Genomic DNA, 15,288 nt, shown 5'->3' with positions numbered 1-15,288 from the left:
CATGTGAGGTATCGGGTTATAGACGTGTGGGCTGATGCCGTTGCCGGTGCCAGATTGCCTGGCACCGGTTTCTAACAGCGTGCTTAGTTGCGGCGGGTAATGAACGCGCGAATCCGCTCTGCTGCTTCAACGCACTCAGCCAAAGGTGCGACCAGTGCCAATCGTACGCGGCCGGCGCCCGGATTGACGCCATCCACGTCGCGGGACAGGTAAGAGCCCGGCACGACCGTCACGTGCTCCTCGACAAACAGATCGCGACAGAACGCGGCATCGTCGCCATTCACGTTCGGCCACAGGTAGAAGCCGCCATCCGGCCGCTGTACGTCCATGACCGGGGCGAGAATTTCCAGGACGGCATCGTACTTCTCCCGGTACAGATCGCGGTTGGCGCGCACGTGGGCTTCATCGTTCCACGCGGCCACGCTGGCCAGTTGCGTTTGCACCGGCATCGCGCAGCCGTGATAGGTGCGGTAGAGCAGAAAGCCTTTAAGGATGTCGGCATCACCGGCAACGAATCCGGATCGCAGTCCCGGCAAATTCGAGCGCTTGGACAGGCTGTGGAACACCACGCAACGCTTGAAGTCCTGACGGCCCAGTTCCACGCAAGCGCTGAGCAGGCCCGGCGGCGGGGTTTGTTCGTCAAAGTACAATTCGCTGTAGCACTCGTCAGCGGCAATGACGAAATCGTATTCGTCGGCCAGCGCGATGAGTTTTTTCAGGGTGTCGACGGGAATCAGCGCGCCAGTCGGATTGCCTGGCGAGCAGAGGAACAGGATCTGGCAGCGTTTCCAGATATCCGGAGAAACGGCATCGAAATCCGGGTTGAAGCCGTTTTCGTCCAGGCATGGCAGGTAATGCGGCTTGGCCCCGGCGAGAAACGCAGCGCCTTCGTAGATTTGGTAGAACGGGTTCGGGCTGACGACCAGTGCATCGTCCGCGCGATTGACCACGGTCTGGGTGAACGCGAACAGCGCTTCCCGGGTGCCGTTGACCGGCAGCACGTGACGCGCCGGGTCGAGCCAGCCGCTCGGTACGTTGAAGCGACGCTCGCACCAGGCGCCAATCGCTTCGCGCAGGGCTGGCACGCCGAGGGTCGTCGGGTACACCGCCATCTGATCCAGATTGTTGGCCAGCGCCTCGGCGACGAAGCTTGGCGAGCGGTGTTTCGGCTCGCCGATGGACAAAGCAATCGGGCGCTTGTCGGGGTTCGGCGTCACGCTGCCGAGCAGGGCGCGGAGCTTTTCGAACGGGTAGGGCTGGAGCTGGTTCAGAGCGTTGTTCATGCGGGCCTCGTTCAATGTGGGGGCTGTTCTGCGTGGGAGCCGGGCTAGCCCGCGATGCATCACTGCGGTGTGCCTGAAACACCGGGGTGCCTCTATCGCGGGCAAGCCCGGCGCCTGCAGAAGAGCCTTCCCACAGGGGGAAAGTGGTTTGTGTCAGATACTGATGCGCGAAAGATTGATGTCCGGTTCCTGATTGACGCTCAGTTGTTCAACGATGGCGTCCTGCAAGCGGCTGCACAGTAACGGGTCGGACAGCGGCTGGTTGTGGGCGTCGGTGATGAAGAACACGTCTTCCACCCGCTCGCCCAGCGTGGCGATCTTGGCGTTCTGCAGCGAAAGGTCGAACTCCAGGAAGATCCCGCCAACCCGCGCGAGCAAGCCCGGACGATCCGGTGCGGTCAGTTCCAGTACCGTCACCGGGCGCTGGGCGTCGTTATGGATCGTCACCTGCGGCGCAAACGCGAAATGCTTGAGCTGACGCGGCACGCGGCGCTGGATGATCGTCGGGTAGTCATCAGGATTGCGCAGCGCTTCGGTCAGGCCTTCGCGGATCTGTTTGACCCGTGCCGGATTGTCGCCGATGGATTCGCCTTCGGTGTCGAGCACGATGTAGGTGTCGAGGGTGAACTGGCTGCTGGAGGTGATGACCCGGGCGTCGTGAATGTTCAGGTTGAGCTGATCCATTGCTGCCACGGTCACGGCGAAGAAGTCGTGCTGATCCGGTGCGTAGATGAATATCTGCGTGCCGCCTTCAAACTCGCGCTGGGTGGTTTCCTTGATCAGCACCAGCGGCCCGCCATCGGCCGGCTGCTGGAGGATCGCGTCACTGTGCCACGCCACGTCGCCGGCGGTGTGACGCAAGAAATAATCGTCACCGAGTTGCGCCCACAGTTGCTCAACGTCATCGGGATCAGTACCGCCGCGCACCAGAATGTCCAGCGCCGCGCTTTGGGTCTGGCGGATCTGCTCTTCGCGATCCACTGGGTTCTCCAGGCCGCGGCGCAAGGCGCGCTTGGTCTCGGTATAGAGCTGACGCAACAGGCTCGCGCGCCAGGAATTCCACAGCGTCGGGTTGGTGGCGTTGATGTCGGCGACGGTCAGCACATAGAGATAGTCGAGGCGGGTTTCATCGCCGACCGCCTGGGCGAAATCGTGGATTACCTGCGGGTCGGACAGATCCTTGCGCTGGGCGGTGGTCGACATCACCAGATGGTTCTGTACCAGCCAGACGATCAGGCGACTGTCCCAGACCGGCAACTGATGGCGCTGGCAGAACGCTTCGGCATCTACCGCGCCGATTTCCGAATGATCGCCGTGTCGGCCCTTGCCGATGTCGTGATAAAGACCGGCGAGGTAGATCAGTTCGGGCTTCGGCAACTTGGCCATGAGCTTGCTGGCCAGCGGGAATTTTTCTGACACCTGGGTGTACTGCAACTTACGCAAGTGCTTGATCAGGTTCAGCGTATGCGCATCGACCGTATAAATATGGAAGAGGTCGTGTTGCATCTGTCCGACGATGAAGCCGAATTCCGGCAGATAACGGCCGAGAATGCCGTAGCGGTTCATCCGCCGCAGATTGCGGTGGATGCCGATCTTGCACTTGAACAGCTCGATGAACAGGCTGGTGTTGCGAATATCGTTGCGGAAATCGTCATCAATCAGGTGACGGTTCTCGCGCAGCAGGCGGATGGTGTCAGCGCGTACGCCTTTGATTTCCGGCTGCTGGGCCATCAACACGAAAATTTCCAGCATGGCGAAAGGCGTGCGGCGGAACACATTGTCGTTGCGCGCCTCGATGTAGCCATCGTGCAACTGGAAGCGCGAGTTGATCGGTTGCGGCGGCGCTTCGTCTTCCGGCGCGAGGATAACTTCTTCGAAGTGCTGGATGATCAGGTCGCTGAGCTGGGCAATGCTCATCACCGTGCGGTAGTACTGCTGCATGAAGTTTTCGATGGCTTGCTTGGCGTCATCACCTTCAAAGCCGAGCAGCGTTGCAATCGAACGCTGATGATCGAACAGCAAGCGGTCTTCGGAGCGACCGGCGAGCATGTGCAGCGCATAGCGCACCTTCCAGAGGAATTCCTGGGAGGAGGCGAGCAGGGCGTTTTCACTCTCGACCAGAAAACCCTCACCGGCCAGGGCGCGCAGATTCAGGGTGCCGTACTGGCGACGTGCAACCCAGAGAATGGTCTGAATATCCCGTAGTCCACCGGGCGAGCCTTTGACGTTGGGCTCCAGGTTGTACTCGGTGTCGTTGTACTTGTGGTGGCGCGCCTTCTGCTCGGCGCGTTTGGCCAGGAAGAACTCCTTGCTCGGCCACATGTGTTCAGTGCTGGTGACGTCAAGCATGCGCTGGCGCAGACGCTCGGGGCCGCTGATGGTGCGGCTCTCCATGAGGTTGGTGACCACGGTCAGGTCGGCGCGAGCCTCTTCGGCGCATTCGTCCACTGAGCGAACGCTCTGACCGACCTCAAGGCCGATGTCCCACAGCAACGTCAGAAAACGCTCGATGGAGTCGCGGAAGACTTCGTGGTCGGCGCTGTCCAGCAGGATCAGCAAGTCGATATCGGAATAAGGGTGCAACTCACCCCGGCCGTAGCCGCCGACCGCGACCAGCGCGATGTCGGCGTCCTCGCTCCAGTCAAACTGCTGCCAGGCCTTTTGCAGGATGTTGTCGACGAACCAGGCGCGATCTTCGATCAGGCGGCGGATGTCACGGCCGCTGCGAAAACGCGCATCGAGGACTTCGCGGGCTTGGCGGATCGCCTTCTTGAACGCCGCGATCGGGCTCGCTTTGAGGGCCAGTTCAGCCTGAAACTGGCCGCGGTCGAAGAGTTCGGGATCCACCTGCGGCATCGATTGGCTTTCCTTTCTATAAGCTGGGAGTTGTTTCTGGATCAGGCCGATACGCGCGGGATGGTGTCATCGCTGCGCAGGGTGAAAATCTCGTAGCCGGTGTCGGTAACCACCAGGGTGTGTTCCCACTGCGCCGACAACTTGCGATCCTTGGTGATCGCGGTCCAGCCGTCGCCCAGCACCTTGGTGTCAGCCTTGCCCTGGTTGATCATCGGTTCGATGGTGAAGGTCATGCCGGCCTTCAGTTCCATGCCGGTGCCTGCGCGACCGTAGTGCAGGATCTGCGGTTCTTCGTGGAAAACCTTGCCGATGCCATGACCGCAAAACTCGCGAACCACCGAGAAGCCGTTCTTTTCGGCGTGCTTCTGAATAACTTCGCCGATGTCGCCGAGGCGGCAGCCGGGTTTGACGATCTCGATCGCCTTGTACATGCATTCCTGAGTGACTTGCGACAGGCGCTCGGCCCAGACCGGTACTTTGCCGACGTGGAACATGCGGCTGGTGTCGCCGTGATAGCCGTCCTTGATGACAGTGACGTCGATATTAAGTGTGTCGCCGTCTTTCAACGGCTTTTCGTTCGGGATGCCGTGGCAGACGACATGGTTGATCGAGGTGCAGATCGACTTCGGGTAACCCTTGTAGTTGAGCGGGGCAGGGATAGCCTTTTGCACATCGACGATGTAGTCGTGGCAGATCTGGTTCAACTGATCGGTGGTGACGCCCGGTTTAACGTGTTCGGCAATCATTTCCAGCACATCGGCGGCCAGTTTGCCGGCGACACGCATGGCAGCGATGTCCTCGGGGGTTTTGAGGGTGACGGTCATACAGGCTCTCTCTGCGCTCGGCGGCGCTTGCTGATACGGAGTAGGGGCGCGGCTGTTGCTGTGGCGACCCTGAAAAACGCGATTCTAACAGACGAAAGGGGCAAATCCGCCCCTGCGTCCATCGCTTCTCTCTATACAATGGTGCCCGCAGCGCCGATTCCAAGGGGCGGCATGGCCACGGCGGGCGGGAATACATTTTCCGGGTTCCGTTTGCGTCCGCCCTGTGGTATAAAATGCGCCGCTTTCCGGGGATGCCCCGAAAAGCTTAAATCCACACACGTGTCGACACGATGACCTGGGTGCCGGGAGCTGAATGCTACTGGTTGGTCATTGGGATACGTGGAGGCCAAACCCGACTTATCAAGGAACTATCATGTCCCAAGTCAATATGCGCGATATGCTGAAGGCCGGTGTGCACTTCGGTCACCAAACCCGTTACTGGAATCCGAAAATGGGTAAGTACATTTTCGGCGCGCGTAACAAGATTCACATCATCAACCTTGAAAAAACCCTGCCAATGTTCAACGAAGCTCTGACTTTCGTAGAGCGTCTGGCCCAGGGCAAAAACAAGATTCTGTTCGTCGGCACCAAGCGTTCCGCTGGCAAGATCGTTGCTGAAGAAGCAGCACGTTGCGGTTCGCCGTACGTCGATCACCGCTGGTTGGGCGGCATGCTGACCAACTTCAAAACCATCCGTGCTTCCATCAAGCGTCTGCGTGACCTTGAAGTGCAAGCCGAAGACGGTACTTTCGCCAAGCTGACCAAGAAAGAAGCGCTGATGCGCTCCCGTGACCTGGAAAAGCTGGATCGTTCCCTGGGTGGTATCAAGGACATGGGCGGTCTGCCAGACGCTCTGTTCGTTATCGACGTTGATCACGAGCGCATCGCGATCACCGAAGCCAACAAGCTGGGCATCCCGGTTATCGGCGTAGTCGATACCAACAGCAGCCCGGAAGGCGTTGACTACATCATCCCAGGCAACGATGACGCAATCCGCGCTATCCAGCTGTACATGGGTTCGATGGCTGACGCTGTTATCCGTGGTCGCAACAATGTTTCCGGCGGCACTGTAGAGTTCGCAGCTGAAGAAACTCAGGCTGCAGCTGAGTAATTGACGCCCTGGCGTTGACTCAGTAAGCAAAAAGGGGGCTTGGCCCCCTTTTTGCCACCTCGAAAACCATTTGTCGGCGGCGCAGTTACAGCCTTTGTAACGTGCAGCAGCTACAAGGTTATCCGGGAAGAATTGAACGCCCGTTCGATCGGGTGGAATGGTTGAAAACCTATCCAAGAGGAATTTGAAAATGGCAGCAATTACTGCAGCGTTGGTTAAAGAACTGCGCGAGCGTACCGGCGAAGGCATGATGGATTGCAAGAAAGCCCTGGAAAAGGCTGACGGCGACATCGAAAAAGCCATCGATGACATGCGTGCTTCGGGTGCCATCAAGGCTGCCAAGAAAGCAGGCAACGTTGCCGCTGAAGGCGCTATCGCTATCATGGCTGACGCCACGTCTGCCGTACTGCTGGAAGTCAACTCGCAGACTGACTTCCTGGCTCTGCAGGACGATTTCAAGAATTTCGTTGCTGACAGCGTACAAAAAGCTTTCGACCAGAAACTGACCGACGCAGCTCCGCTGATCGCCGCTCAGGAATCGGCTCGTGAAGCCCTGGTAGGTAAGGTTGGCGAAAACGTCAACATCCGTCGTCTGGTACGTGTAGAGGGCGACGTTGTCGGCACCTACCTGCACGGTAACAAGATCGGTGTTGCTGTTGTTCTCAAGGGTGGCGATGTTCAGCTGGCCAAAGAGATCGCCATGCACGTGGCGGCAAGCAACCCTGAGTTCCTGCTGCCAACGCAGGTTTCGCCAGAAGCCATTGAGCGCGAGAAGGCGGTCTTCCTGTCGCTGAACGAAGACAAGATGAAAGGCAAGCCAGCCGAAATCGTCGAGAAGATGATTGCTGGCCGTATCACCAAGTTCCTGGCCGAAGCCAGCCTTGTTGAGCAGGCTTTCGTGATGAACCCGGAACTGACTGTTGGCGCACTGGCCAAGAAAGCCGGCGCTGAAATCGTTTCCTTCACCTACTTCAAAGTAGGCGAAGGCATCGAGAAGCCAGTCGACAACTTCGCTGAAGAAGTTGCCGCACAGCTGGCTGCCGCCAAGCAGTAAGACAGTTTTTTCAACTGTCGCCCGAAAGAGGCTGCCCGCTTACGCGCGCAGCCTCTTTTCAGATACGGTGGCCAATTTTTATTTGGTTTCCGGCAGGAACTGACTTACAAAGCCATGTTCCGATGGCGCTGAAGCAGCGCCAAGCTAGAGTGAACGCCAGCTGTAAAACAGCTTGCAAAGAATTTTATAAATACGCCGCAGGAGAGATTCGCAATGGCTCAGCAGGGCAGTGGTTATCAGGCTCGCTATAAACGCATTCTACTCAAGCTTAGCGGCGAGGCCTTGATGGGCTCGGAAGAGTTCGGGATCGACCCTAAAGTGCTGGATCGCATGGCGCTGGAAGTCGGCCAGCTGGTCGGCATCGGCGTACAGGTCGGTCTGGTGATCGGCGGCGGCAACCTGTTCCGCGGCGAAGCCCTGAGCAAGGCCGGCATGGATCGCGTCACGGGTGACCACATGGGCATGCTGGCCACTGTGATGAACGCCCTCGCCATGCGCGATGCGCTGGAACGTGCCAATATCTCGGCCATCGTGATGTCCGCCATTTCCATGGTCGGTGTGACCGATCACTATGATCGTCGCAAAGCCATGCGCCACCTGAACTCCAAGGACGTGGTGATTTTCGCGGCCGGTACCGGCAATCCGTTCTTTACAACGGATTCGGCAGCCTGCCTGCGTGCCATCGAAATCGACGCCGATGTCGTGCTCAAGGCGACCAAGGTCGATGGCGTCTACACCGCCGACCCGTTCAAGGACCCGCATGCCGAGAAGTTCGATCATCTGACTTACGATGAAGTACTGGATCGCAAGCTGGGCGTGATGGATCTGACCGCTATTTGCCTGTGCCGCGACCACAAGATGCCGTTGCGCGTATTTAACATGAACAAGCCCGGCGCCCTGCTGAACATCGTGCACGGCGGCGCTGAAGGAACCCTGATCGAGGAAGGCCAACAATGATCAACGAAATCAAGAAAGACGCTCAAGAGCGCATGCAGAAATCCCTGGACTCCCTGTCCCATGCATTCGGTCAGATTCGTACCGGCAAGGCACACCCGAGCATCCTGGGCAGCGTGATGGTGCCTTACTACGGCGCGGACACTTCTATCACCCAAGTGGCCAACATCACCGTTAAAGACTCGCGCACCCTGCAAGTCGTGGCCTTCGAGCGCAACATGCTCGCTGCTGTCGACAAAGCGATCCAGAGCGCTGGTCTGAACCTCAATCCGACCAACCTGGGCGAGTTGCTGTTGATCTCCATGCCTGCCCTGACCGAGGAAACCCGCAAGGGCTTCACCAAGCAGGCGCGTAGCGCAGCGGAAGATGCCCGCGTTGCCGTACGCAACATCCGTCGTGATGCCCTGGGTGAGCTGAAAAAGCTGGTCAAGGACAAGGAAATCAGCGAAGACGAAGAGCGTCGCGCTGCTGCCGATATCCAAAAGCTGACCGACAAGGCAGAGGCTGATATCGACGCAGCCACCAAGCAAAAAGAAGCGGACTTGATGGCCGTATAAGGGTCGCGTTTCAATGGATAAGACCAAGCAGACTGCGCCGTCCGCGGTGCCGCGCCATGTCGCGATCATCATGGATGGTAACAATCGCTGGGCGAAAAAACGCTTCATGCCCGGTGTCGCCGGGCATAAGGCGGGCGTGGATGCTGTGCGGGCGGTGATCGAGGTGTGCGCCGAGGCCAAGGTGGAAGTCTTGACCCTGTTCGCCTTCTCCAGTGAAAACTGGCAGCGCCCGGCCGATGAAGTCAGTGCCTTGATGGATCTGTTCTTCAAGGCCTTGCGTCGCGAGGCCAAGCGCCTCAACGACAACAACATCAGCTTGCGCATCATTGGCGACCGCTCGCGTTTCCATCCGGATTTGCAAGCCGCGATGCGCGAAGCGGAAGCCATGACTGTCGGCGCCAATCGCTTTGTCTTGCAGATCGCTGCCAATTACGGTGGTCAGTGGGATATTGCGCAGGCTGCGCAGCGATTGGCACGTGAGGTTCAGGCCGGGCATTTGCGTCCGGAGGACATCACCCCGGATCTGCTGCAGACCTGTCTGGCCACTGGCGATCTGCCGTTGCCGGACTTATGCATCCGCACCGGTGGCGAGCATCGCATCAGTAACTTCCTGTTGTGGCAACTCGCCTACGCTGAGCTGTACTTCTCCGACCTCTTCTGGCCGGACTTCAAACACGATGCCATGCGCAATGCGCTGGCCGATTTCGCTTCGCGCCAGCGCCGTTTCGGTAAAACGAGCGAGCAGGTCGAGGCTGGAGCCCGGGTTTAATGCTTAAACAAAGAATCATCACTGCGCTGATTTTGCTGCCGATTGCCTTGTGCGGATTTTTCCTGCTTGAAGGTGCCGGTTTTGCGTTGTTCATCGGGCTGGTCGTGACGCTTGGCGCCTGGGAATGGGCGCGTCTGGCCGGGTTCGAGGCGCAATCGTTCCGCGTAGGCTTTGCCGCCGTGGTCGCCTTCATGCTGCTCATCATGTACCTCGTGCCGGGGCTCGCGCCGTGGGTGTTGGGCGCGTCGGTGCTGTGGTGGGCCGTGGCGACCTATCTGGTGCTGACGTATCCGCGCTCCAGTGAACATTGGGCCAGTGCTGCCTGCAAACTATTGATCGGTCTGCTGATTCTGTTGCCGGCCTGGCAGGGGTTGGTGCAAATCAAGCAATACCCGCTGGGCAACTGGCTGATCATGGCGGTGATGGTGCTGGTCTGGGGTGCCGATATCGGTGCCTATTTCTCTGGCCGAGCCTTCGGCAAGCGCAAGCTCGCGCCGCACGTCAGTCCTGGCAAAAGCTGGGAAGGCGTATATGGCGGCCTCGCGCTGAGTCTGGTCATCACCACTATCGTTGCTTTGGTGCGCGACTGGACGGTGGCCGAGCTGTTCAAAGGCTTGATCGGCGCCGCGTTGATCGTATTTGTCTCTGTGGTGGGTGATCTCACCGAAAGCATGTTCAAGCGTAAATCCGGGATCAAGGACAGCAGCAACCTGCTGCCGGGTCATGGCGGCGTGCTGGATCGCATCGACAGTCTGACGGCCGCGGTGCCGATCTTCGCGGTGTTGCTGTGGATGGCCGCACCGTGAGCCGCCCGCAACAGATTACCGTGCTGGGAGCGACCGGTTCGATTGGTCTCAGCACCCTTGATGTCATCGCTCGCCACCCGGATCGCTATCAGGCTTTCGCCCTGAGCGGTTTCACGCGCCTGAGCGAACTGTTCGCCCTGTGCGTGCGCCATGTGCCGCAGTTCGCCGTCGTGCCGCAAACGAGTGCAGCGCGCAGCTTGCAGGATGATCTGCGTGCCGCCGGCCTGCCGACTCGCGTCCTGGTGGGTGAGGAGGGGTTGTGCCAGGTCGCGGCCGCTCCTGAAGTCGATGCGGTGATGGCGGCGATTGTCGGAGCGGCGGGGTTGCGCCCGACGCTTGCAGCGGTCGAGGCTGGCAAGAAAATTCTGTTGGCGAATAAAGAAGCGCTGGTCATGTCCGGCGCCTTGTTCATGCACGCCGTGCGCAAAAGCGGTTCTGTACTGCTGCCGATCGACAGTGAGCACAACGCGATTTTCCAGTGCATGCCTCGGGACTTTTCTCGTGGGCTTGGTGAAGTCGGTGTCCGTCGGATTTTACTGACAGCCTCTGGCGGTCCGTTCCGGCAGACGTCCATGGCTGAATTGGTGGATGTTTCCCCTGATCAGGCGTGCGCGCACCCGAACTGGTCGATGGGGCGCAAGATTTCCGTGGATTCGGCCAGCATGATGAACAAGGGTCTCGAGTTGATCGAGGCTTGCTGGCTGTTTGACGCCAGGCCGTCTCAGGTCGAGGTGGTCATCCATCCGCAAAGCGTGATTCACTCGCTCGTCGATTATGTGGATGGTTCGGTGTTGGCGCAGTTGGGCAACCCTGACATGCGCACGCCGATCGCCAATGCCCTGGCCTGGCCGGAGCGTATCGATTCGGGCGTGGCGCCGCTGGATCTGTTCGCGGTTGCGCGCTTGGACTTTGAAGCGCCGGATGAGCAGCGTTTTCCATGCCTGCGCCTGGCGCGTCAGGCAGCGGAAGCGGGTAACAGCGCGCCGGCCATGCTCAATGCGGCCAATGAAGTGGCGGTCGCGGCGTTTCTCGACGGGCGGGTTCGTTATCTGGAAATCGCGAGTATCATCGAGGAGGTCTTGAGTCTCGAGCCTGTGGTCGCGCTGGATGATCTCGATGCGGTATTCACGGCTGATGCGGCAGCGAGAAATCTGGCTCAACAATGGTTGAGTCGTCACGGCCGATAAATTCTGCAACACATTGGTTACACGCGGCACTGAACAGGATTGCGGAGAAAGTAGATGAGCGCGCTCTATATGATTGCCGGCACCCTGATTGCCTTGGGTGTGCTGGTTACCTTTCACGAATTCGGCCATTTTTGGGTCGCGCGTCGCTGTGGCGTCAAGGTTCTGCGCTTTTCCGTGGGCTTCGGCATGCCGCTGCTGCGCTGGCACGACAAGCAAGGCACCGAGTTCGTAGTTGCTGCCATCCCGTTGGGCGGCTACGTCAAGATGCTCGATGAGCGCGAAGGCGAAGTGCCTGCCGATCAGGTCGATCAATCGTTCAACCGCAAATCCGTACGCCAGCGTATCGCCATTGTTGCAGCCGGTCCCATCGCCAACTTTCTCTTGGCGATGGTGTTTTTCTGGGTGCTGGCCATGCTTGGCAGCGAGCAGGTTCGTCCGGTCATCGGCGCTGTCGAGTCCGGCAGCATCGCGGCAAAGGCTGGACTGAGCGCCGGTCAGGAAATTGTTGCCATCGATGGCGAGCCGACATCGGGCTGGGCTGCGGTGAATCTGCAATTGGTGCGTCGCCTGGGTGAAAGCGGCTCTTTGCAGTTGATGGTGCGTGAGCAGGGCGCGACGGCTGAATCACCACGTGAGCTGGCCCTGGATCACTGGCTTAAAGGTGCCGATGAGCCGGATCCAATCCGTTCGTTGGGTATCCGCCCGTGGCGTCCGGCATTACCGCCAGTACTGGCGGAGCTCGATCCAAAGGGCCCGGCGCAGGCCGCCGGTCTGAAAACCGGGGATCGTCTGCTGGCACTGGATGGCCTGGCCCTGAATGACTGGCAGCAGGTCGTGGACATCGTGCGTACCCGTCCTGATACCAAAATCGTGCTGCATGTCGAGCGTGATGGTGCTCAAATCGATGTCCCGGTGACGCTGGCGGCTCGCGGCGAAAGCAAAGCGCCGAGCGGTTATCTCGGCGCTGGAGTCAAGGCGATCGACTGGCCGCCGGAGATGATCCGCGAGGTCAGTTTCGGGCCGGTGGCTGCAATTGGCGAGGGTGCCCGTCGCACTTGGACCATGAGCATCCTGACGCTGGATTCGCTGAAGAAAATGCTGTTCGGCGAGCTCTCGGTAAAAAACTTGAGTGGACCGATAACCATTGCTAAAGTGGCGGGCGCTTCTGCCCAGTCGGGCGTCGCTGATTTCCTGAATTTCCTTGCTTATCTGAGTATTAGCCTGGGGGTTCTGAACTTGCTGCCCATTCCTGTACTGGATGGGGGGCATCTGTTGTTTTATCTGATCGAGTGGGCGCGTGGTCGTCCCTTGTCGGATCGGGTGCAAGGTTGGGGGATACAGATCGGTATCAGCTTGGTGGTCGGGGTGATGTTGCTTGCTCTGGTCAACGATCTGGGTCGACTGTAACGCTTCGCTGAATTGCGAATCTGCCGCATTTTGCGGCAGTTTGTTTATTGCCAGTTGGAATAAGAAAGGACTTCATGAAACGTCTGCTGCTAACTGCGGTTCTCACCGTATTGATGATCGCCGAAGTTCACGCCGAGTCCTTCACCATCTCTGATATTCGCGTCAACGGCCTCCAGCGGGTCTCCGCGGGTAGCGTCTTTGGTGCCTTGCCGCTGAACGTCGGCGAGCAGGCGGATGATCGTCGCCTGGTGGAATCCACTCGTGCGTTGTTCAAAACCGGTTTCTTTCAAGATATCCAGCTGGGCCGCGAAGGCAACGTTCTGGTGATTACGGTCGTCGAACGTCCGTCGGTTGCCAGCATCGAAATCGAAGGCAACAAGGCGATATCCACCGAAGACCTGATGAAGGGCTTGAAGCAGTCCGGTCTGGCCGAAGGCGAAATCTTCCAGCGCGCCACCCTTGAAGGCGTGCGTAACGAGCTGCAACGTCAATACGTTGCCCAAGGCCGTTACTCGGCGACCGTCGATACCGAAGTCGTTTCGCAGCCGCGTAACCGCGTCGGTCTGAAAGTGAAGATCAACGAAGGCACCGTTGCCGCTATCCAGCACATTAACGTGGTGGGCAACACTGTTTTCCCTGATGACGACATCATCGATCTGTTCGAACTGAAAACCACTAACTGGCTGTCGTTCTTCAAGAACGATGACAAGTACGCTCGCGAAAAACTGTCCGGTGACCTGGAGCGTCTGCGCTCCTACTACCTGGATCGCGGCTATATCAATATGGATATCGCTTCGACCCAGGTGTCCATCACCCCGGACAAGAAGCACGTCTACATCACGGTCAACATCAACGAAGGCGAGAAATACACCGTTCGTGACGTCAAGCTCAGCGGCGACTTGAAAGTCCCTGAAGATCAGGTCAAGTCCCTGTTGCTGGTGCAGAAAGGCCAGGTGTTCTCGCGCAAGCTGATGACCACCACGTCCGAGCTGATCACCCGTCGCCTGGGTAACGAGGGTTACACCTTCGCCAACGTCAACGGCGTACCTCAGCCACATGATGAAGATCACACCGTCGATATCCTGTTCGCCGTCGATCCGGGCAAGCGCGCCTACGTCAACCGCATCAACTTCCGTGGCAACACCAAGTCGGAAGACGAAGTGCTGCGTCGCGAGATGCGTCAGATGGAAGGTGGCTGGGCTTCGACCTACCTGATCGACCAGTCCAAGACTCGTCTTGAGCGTTTGGGCTTCTTTAAAGAAGTCAACGTTGAAACGCCGGCCGTGCCGGGTGTCGACGACCAGGTTGACGTGAACTACAGCGTTGAAGAGCAGGCTTCCGGCTCGATCACTGCCAGCGTCGGTTTCGCCCAGAGCGCGGGTCTGATCCTTGGCGGTTCGATCACCCAGAACAACTTCCTTGGTACCGGTAATCGCGTCAGCGTCGGCCTGACCCGCAGTGAATACCAGAGCCGCTACAACTTCGGCTATGTTGACCCCTACTGGACCGCCGATGGCGTGAGCCTGGGTTACAACGCGTTTTACCGCACCACCGATTACGATGAGCTCGACGCCGATATTTCCAGCTATGCGGTCGACAGCCTGGGCGCCGGCGTCAACGTGGGCTACCCGATCAGTGAGACTTCTCGTCTGACCTTCGGCGCGTCGGTGCAGCAGGACAAGATCAATACCGGTCAGTACACCGTCGACGAGATCTTCGACTTCGTTAACAAGGAAGGCGACAGCTACCTGAACTTCAAGGCGTCCGCCGGCTGGTCCGAATCGACCCTGAACAAAGGTGTATTACCGACCCGTGGCCGTTCCCAGAGCCTGACGCTCGAAAGTACGATCCCGGGCAGCGACCTGTCGTTCTTCAAGCTCGACTACCGTGGTCAGCTGTTCCAGCCGATCACCGAAAACTACACCATGCGCCTGCACACCGAATTGGGTTACGGCGATGGTTACGGTTCGACCGATGGCTTGCCGTTCTATGAAAACTACTATGCTGGTGGTTTCAACTCGGTTCGTGGCTTCAAAGACAGCACTCTGGGACCGCGCAGTACACCAAGCCGTGGCACCAACCCTGGCACGCTGGAGGATCCCGACCAGGATCCACTGCCGTTCGGTGGTAACGTCTTGATCCAGGGTGGTGTAGAGGTGCTGTTCCCTCTGCCGTTCGTCAAGGATCAACGTTCCCTGCGTACGTCGGTATTCTGGGATGTGGGTAACGTATTTGACTCGCAATGCAAAGACAGCACGAACGCAAACGGTTCGTCGTCCAACACGCAGTGCAACGACATCAGCCTGAGCAGCATGGCCAGTTCGGTCGGTGTAGGCGTGACTTGGGTCACCGCGCTGGGTCCTTTGAGCTTCGCCCTGGCGATGCCGATCAAGAAACCGGATGACGCTGAGACTCAAGTGTTCCAATTCTCCCTCGGCCAGACGTTCTAAGCGCCTGACCCAAGATAACGACAATGGATT

At 58.8% G+C, this 15,288-nt stretch carries 12 protein-coding genes; 9 read left to right on the top strand and 3 right to left on the bottom strand.

The genetic code is table 11. The annotated features are described in order from the left end of the window. Nucleotides 1–83 precede the first annotated feature (83 nt). The 3 genes from dapC to map form a co-directional block, all read right to left on the bottom strand. Nucleotides 84–1,283: a succinyldiaminopimelate transaminase gene (gene dapC / locus GIW69_RS19765; RefSeq protein ID WP_236484459.1), complete on the bottom strand. Its 1,200-nt coding sequence runs from the start codon at nucleotides 1,281–1,283 to the stop codon at nucleotides 84–86. Between the two features lie 153 nt (nucleotides 1,284–1,436). After that, nucleotides 1,437–4,139 carry a [protein-PII] uridylyltransferase gene (locus GIW69_RS19760; protein WP_236484458.1) on the bottom strand — a complete coding sequence of 901 codons (2,703 nt, stop codon included), beginning with the start codon at nucleotides 4,137–4,139 and terminating at the stop codon, nucleotides 1,437–1,439. A gap of 41 nt (nucleotides 4,140–4,180) precedes the next feature. Beyond that, complete coding sequence (gene map / locus GIW69_RS19755; RefSeq protein WP_236484457.1) at nucleotides 4,181–4,963, bottom strand: type I methionyl aminopeptidase; 783 nt, start codon at nucleotides 4,961–4,963, stop codon at nucleotides 4,181–4,183. 373 nt (nucleotides 4,964–5,336) lie between these two features. Between map and rpsB the strand changes: the two genes are divergently transcribed. From rpsB to bamA, 9 genes are all read left to right on the top strand, one after another. Then, entirely contained in the window at nucleotides 5,337–6,074 is a 738-nt protein-coding gene (gene rpsB, locus GIW69_RS19750; RefSeq protein WP_064393191.1) for a 30S ribosomal protein S2, read from the top strand. Between the two features lie 190 nt (nucleotides 6,075–6,264). Beyond that, on the top strand, nucleotides 6,265–7,128 hold the full coding sequence (tsf, locus tag GIW69_RS19745; RefSeq protein WP_236484456.1) for a translation elongation factor Ts: 864 nt from the start codon (nucleotides 6,265–6,267) through the stop codon (nucleotides 7,126–7,128). A 213-nt stretch (nucleotides 7,129–7,341) separates the two neighbouring features. Further along, the gene (gene pyrH / locus GIW69_RS19740; protein ID WP_003222124.1) at nucleotides 7,342–8,085 is read left to right on the top strand and encodes a UMP kinase; all 744 of its coding nucleotides are present in this window, start codon (nucleotides 7,342–7,344) and stop codon (nucleotides 8,083–8,085) included. Next, entirely contained in the window at nucleotides 8,082–8,639 is a 558-nt protein-coding gene (gene frr, locus GIW69_RS19735; RefSeq protein ID WP_187679155.1) for a ribosome recycling factor, read from the top strand. Before pyrH ends, frr begins: the two co-directional genes overlap by 4 nt. A 13-nt stretch (nucleotides 8,640–8,652) precedes the next feature. Further along, nucleotides 8,653–9,408: a polyprenyl diphosphate synthase gene (gene uppS, locus GIW69_RS19730; RefSeq protein WP_236484455.1), complete on the top strand. Its 756-nt coding sequence runs from the start codon at nucleotides 8,653–8,655 to the stop codon at nucleotides 9,406–9,408. Then, entirely contained in the window at nucleotides 9,408–10,214 is an 807-nt protein-coding gene (locus GIW69_RS19725) for a phosphatidate cytidylyltransferase (protein WP_236484454.1), read from the top strand. The genes uppS and GIW69_RS19725 overlap by 1 nt, the downstream gene beginning before the upstream one ends. Beyond that, the gene (gene ispC, locus GIW69_RS19720) at nucleotides 10,211–11,401 is read left to right on the top strand and encodes a 1-deoxy-D-xylulose-5-phosphate reductoisomerase (protein WP_236484453.1); all 1,191 of its coding nucleotides are present in this window, start codon (nucleotides 10,211–10,213) and stop codon (nucleotides 11,399–11,401) included. The genes GIW69_RS19725 and ispC overlap by 4 nt, the downstream gene beginning before the upstream one ends. 54 nt (nucleotides 11,402–11,455) lie before the next feature. Then, on the top strand, nucleotides 11,456–12,808 hold the full coding sequence (gene rseP / locus GIW69_RS19715; protein WP_236484452.1) for a sigma E protease regulator RseP: 1,353 nt from the start codon (nucleotides 11,456–11,458) through the stop codon (nucleotides 12,806–12,808). A 74-nt stretch (nucleotides 12,809–12,882) separates the two neighbouring features. Then, complete coding sequence (gene bamA, locus GIW69_RS19710) at nucleotides 12,883–15,258, top strand: outer membrane protein assembly factor BamA (RefSeq protein ID WP_236484451.1); 2,376 nt, start codon at nucleotides 12,883–12,885, stop codon at nucleotides 15,256–15,258. Nucleotides 15,259–15,288: the final 30 nt, after the last annotated feature.

Origin of the sequence: Pseudomonas syringae (assembly GCF_021605415.1) — a bacterium.
In the GTDB taxonomy this organism is placed as follows: domain Bacteria; phylum Pseudomonadota; class Gammaproteobacteria; order Pseudomonadales; family Pseudomonadaceae; genus Aquipseudomonas; species Aquipseudomonas syringae_S.
The sequence above is the reverse complement of the archived record's forward strand: the minus strand, read 5'-3'. Positions and strand labels throughout refer to the sequence as shown.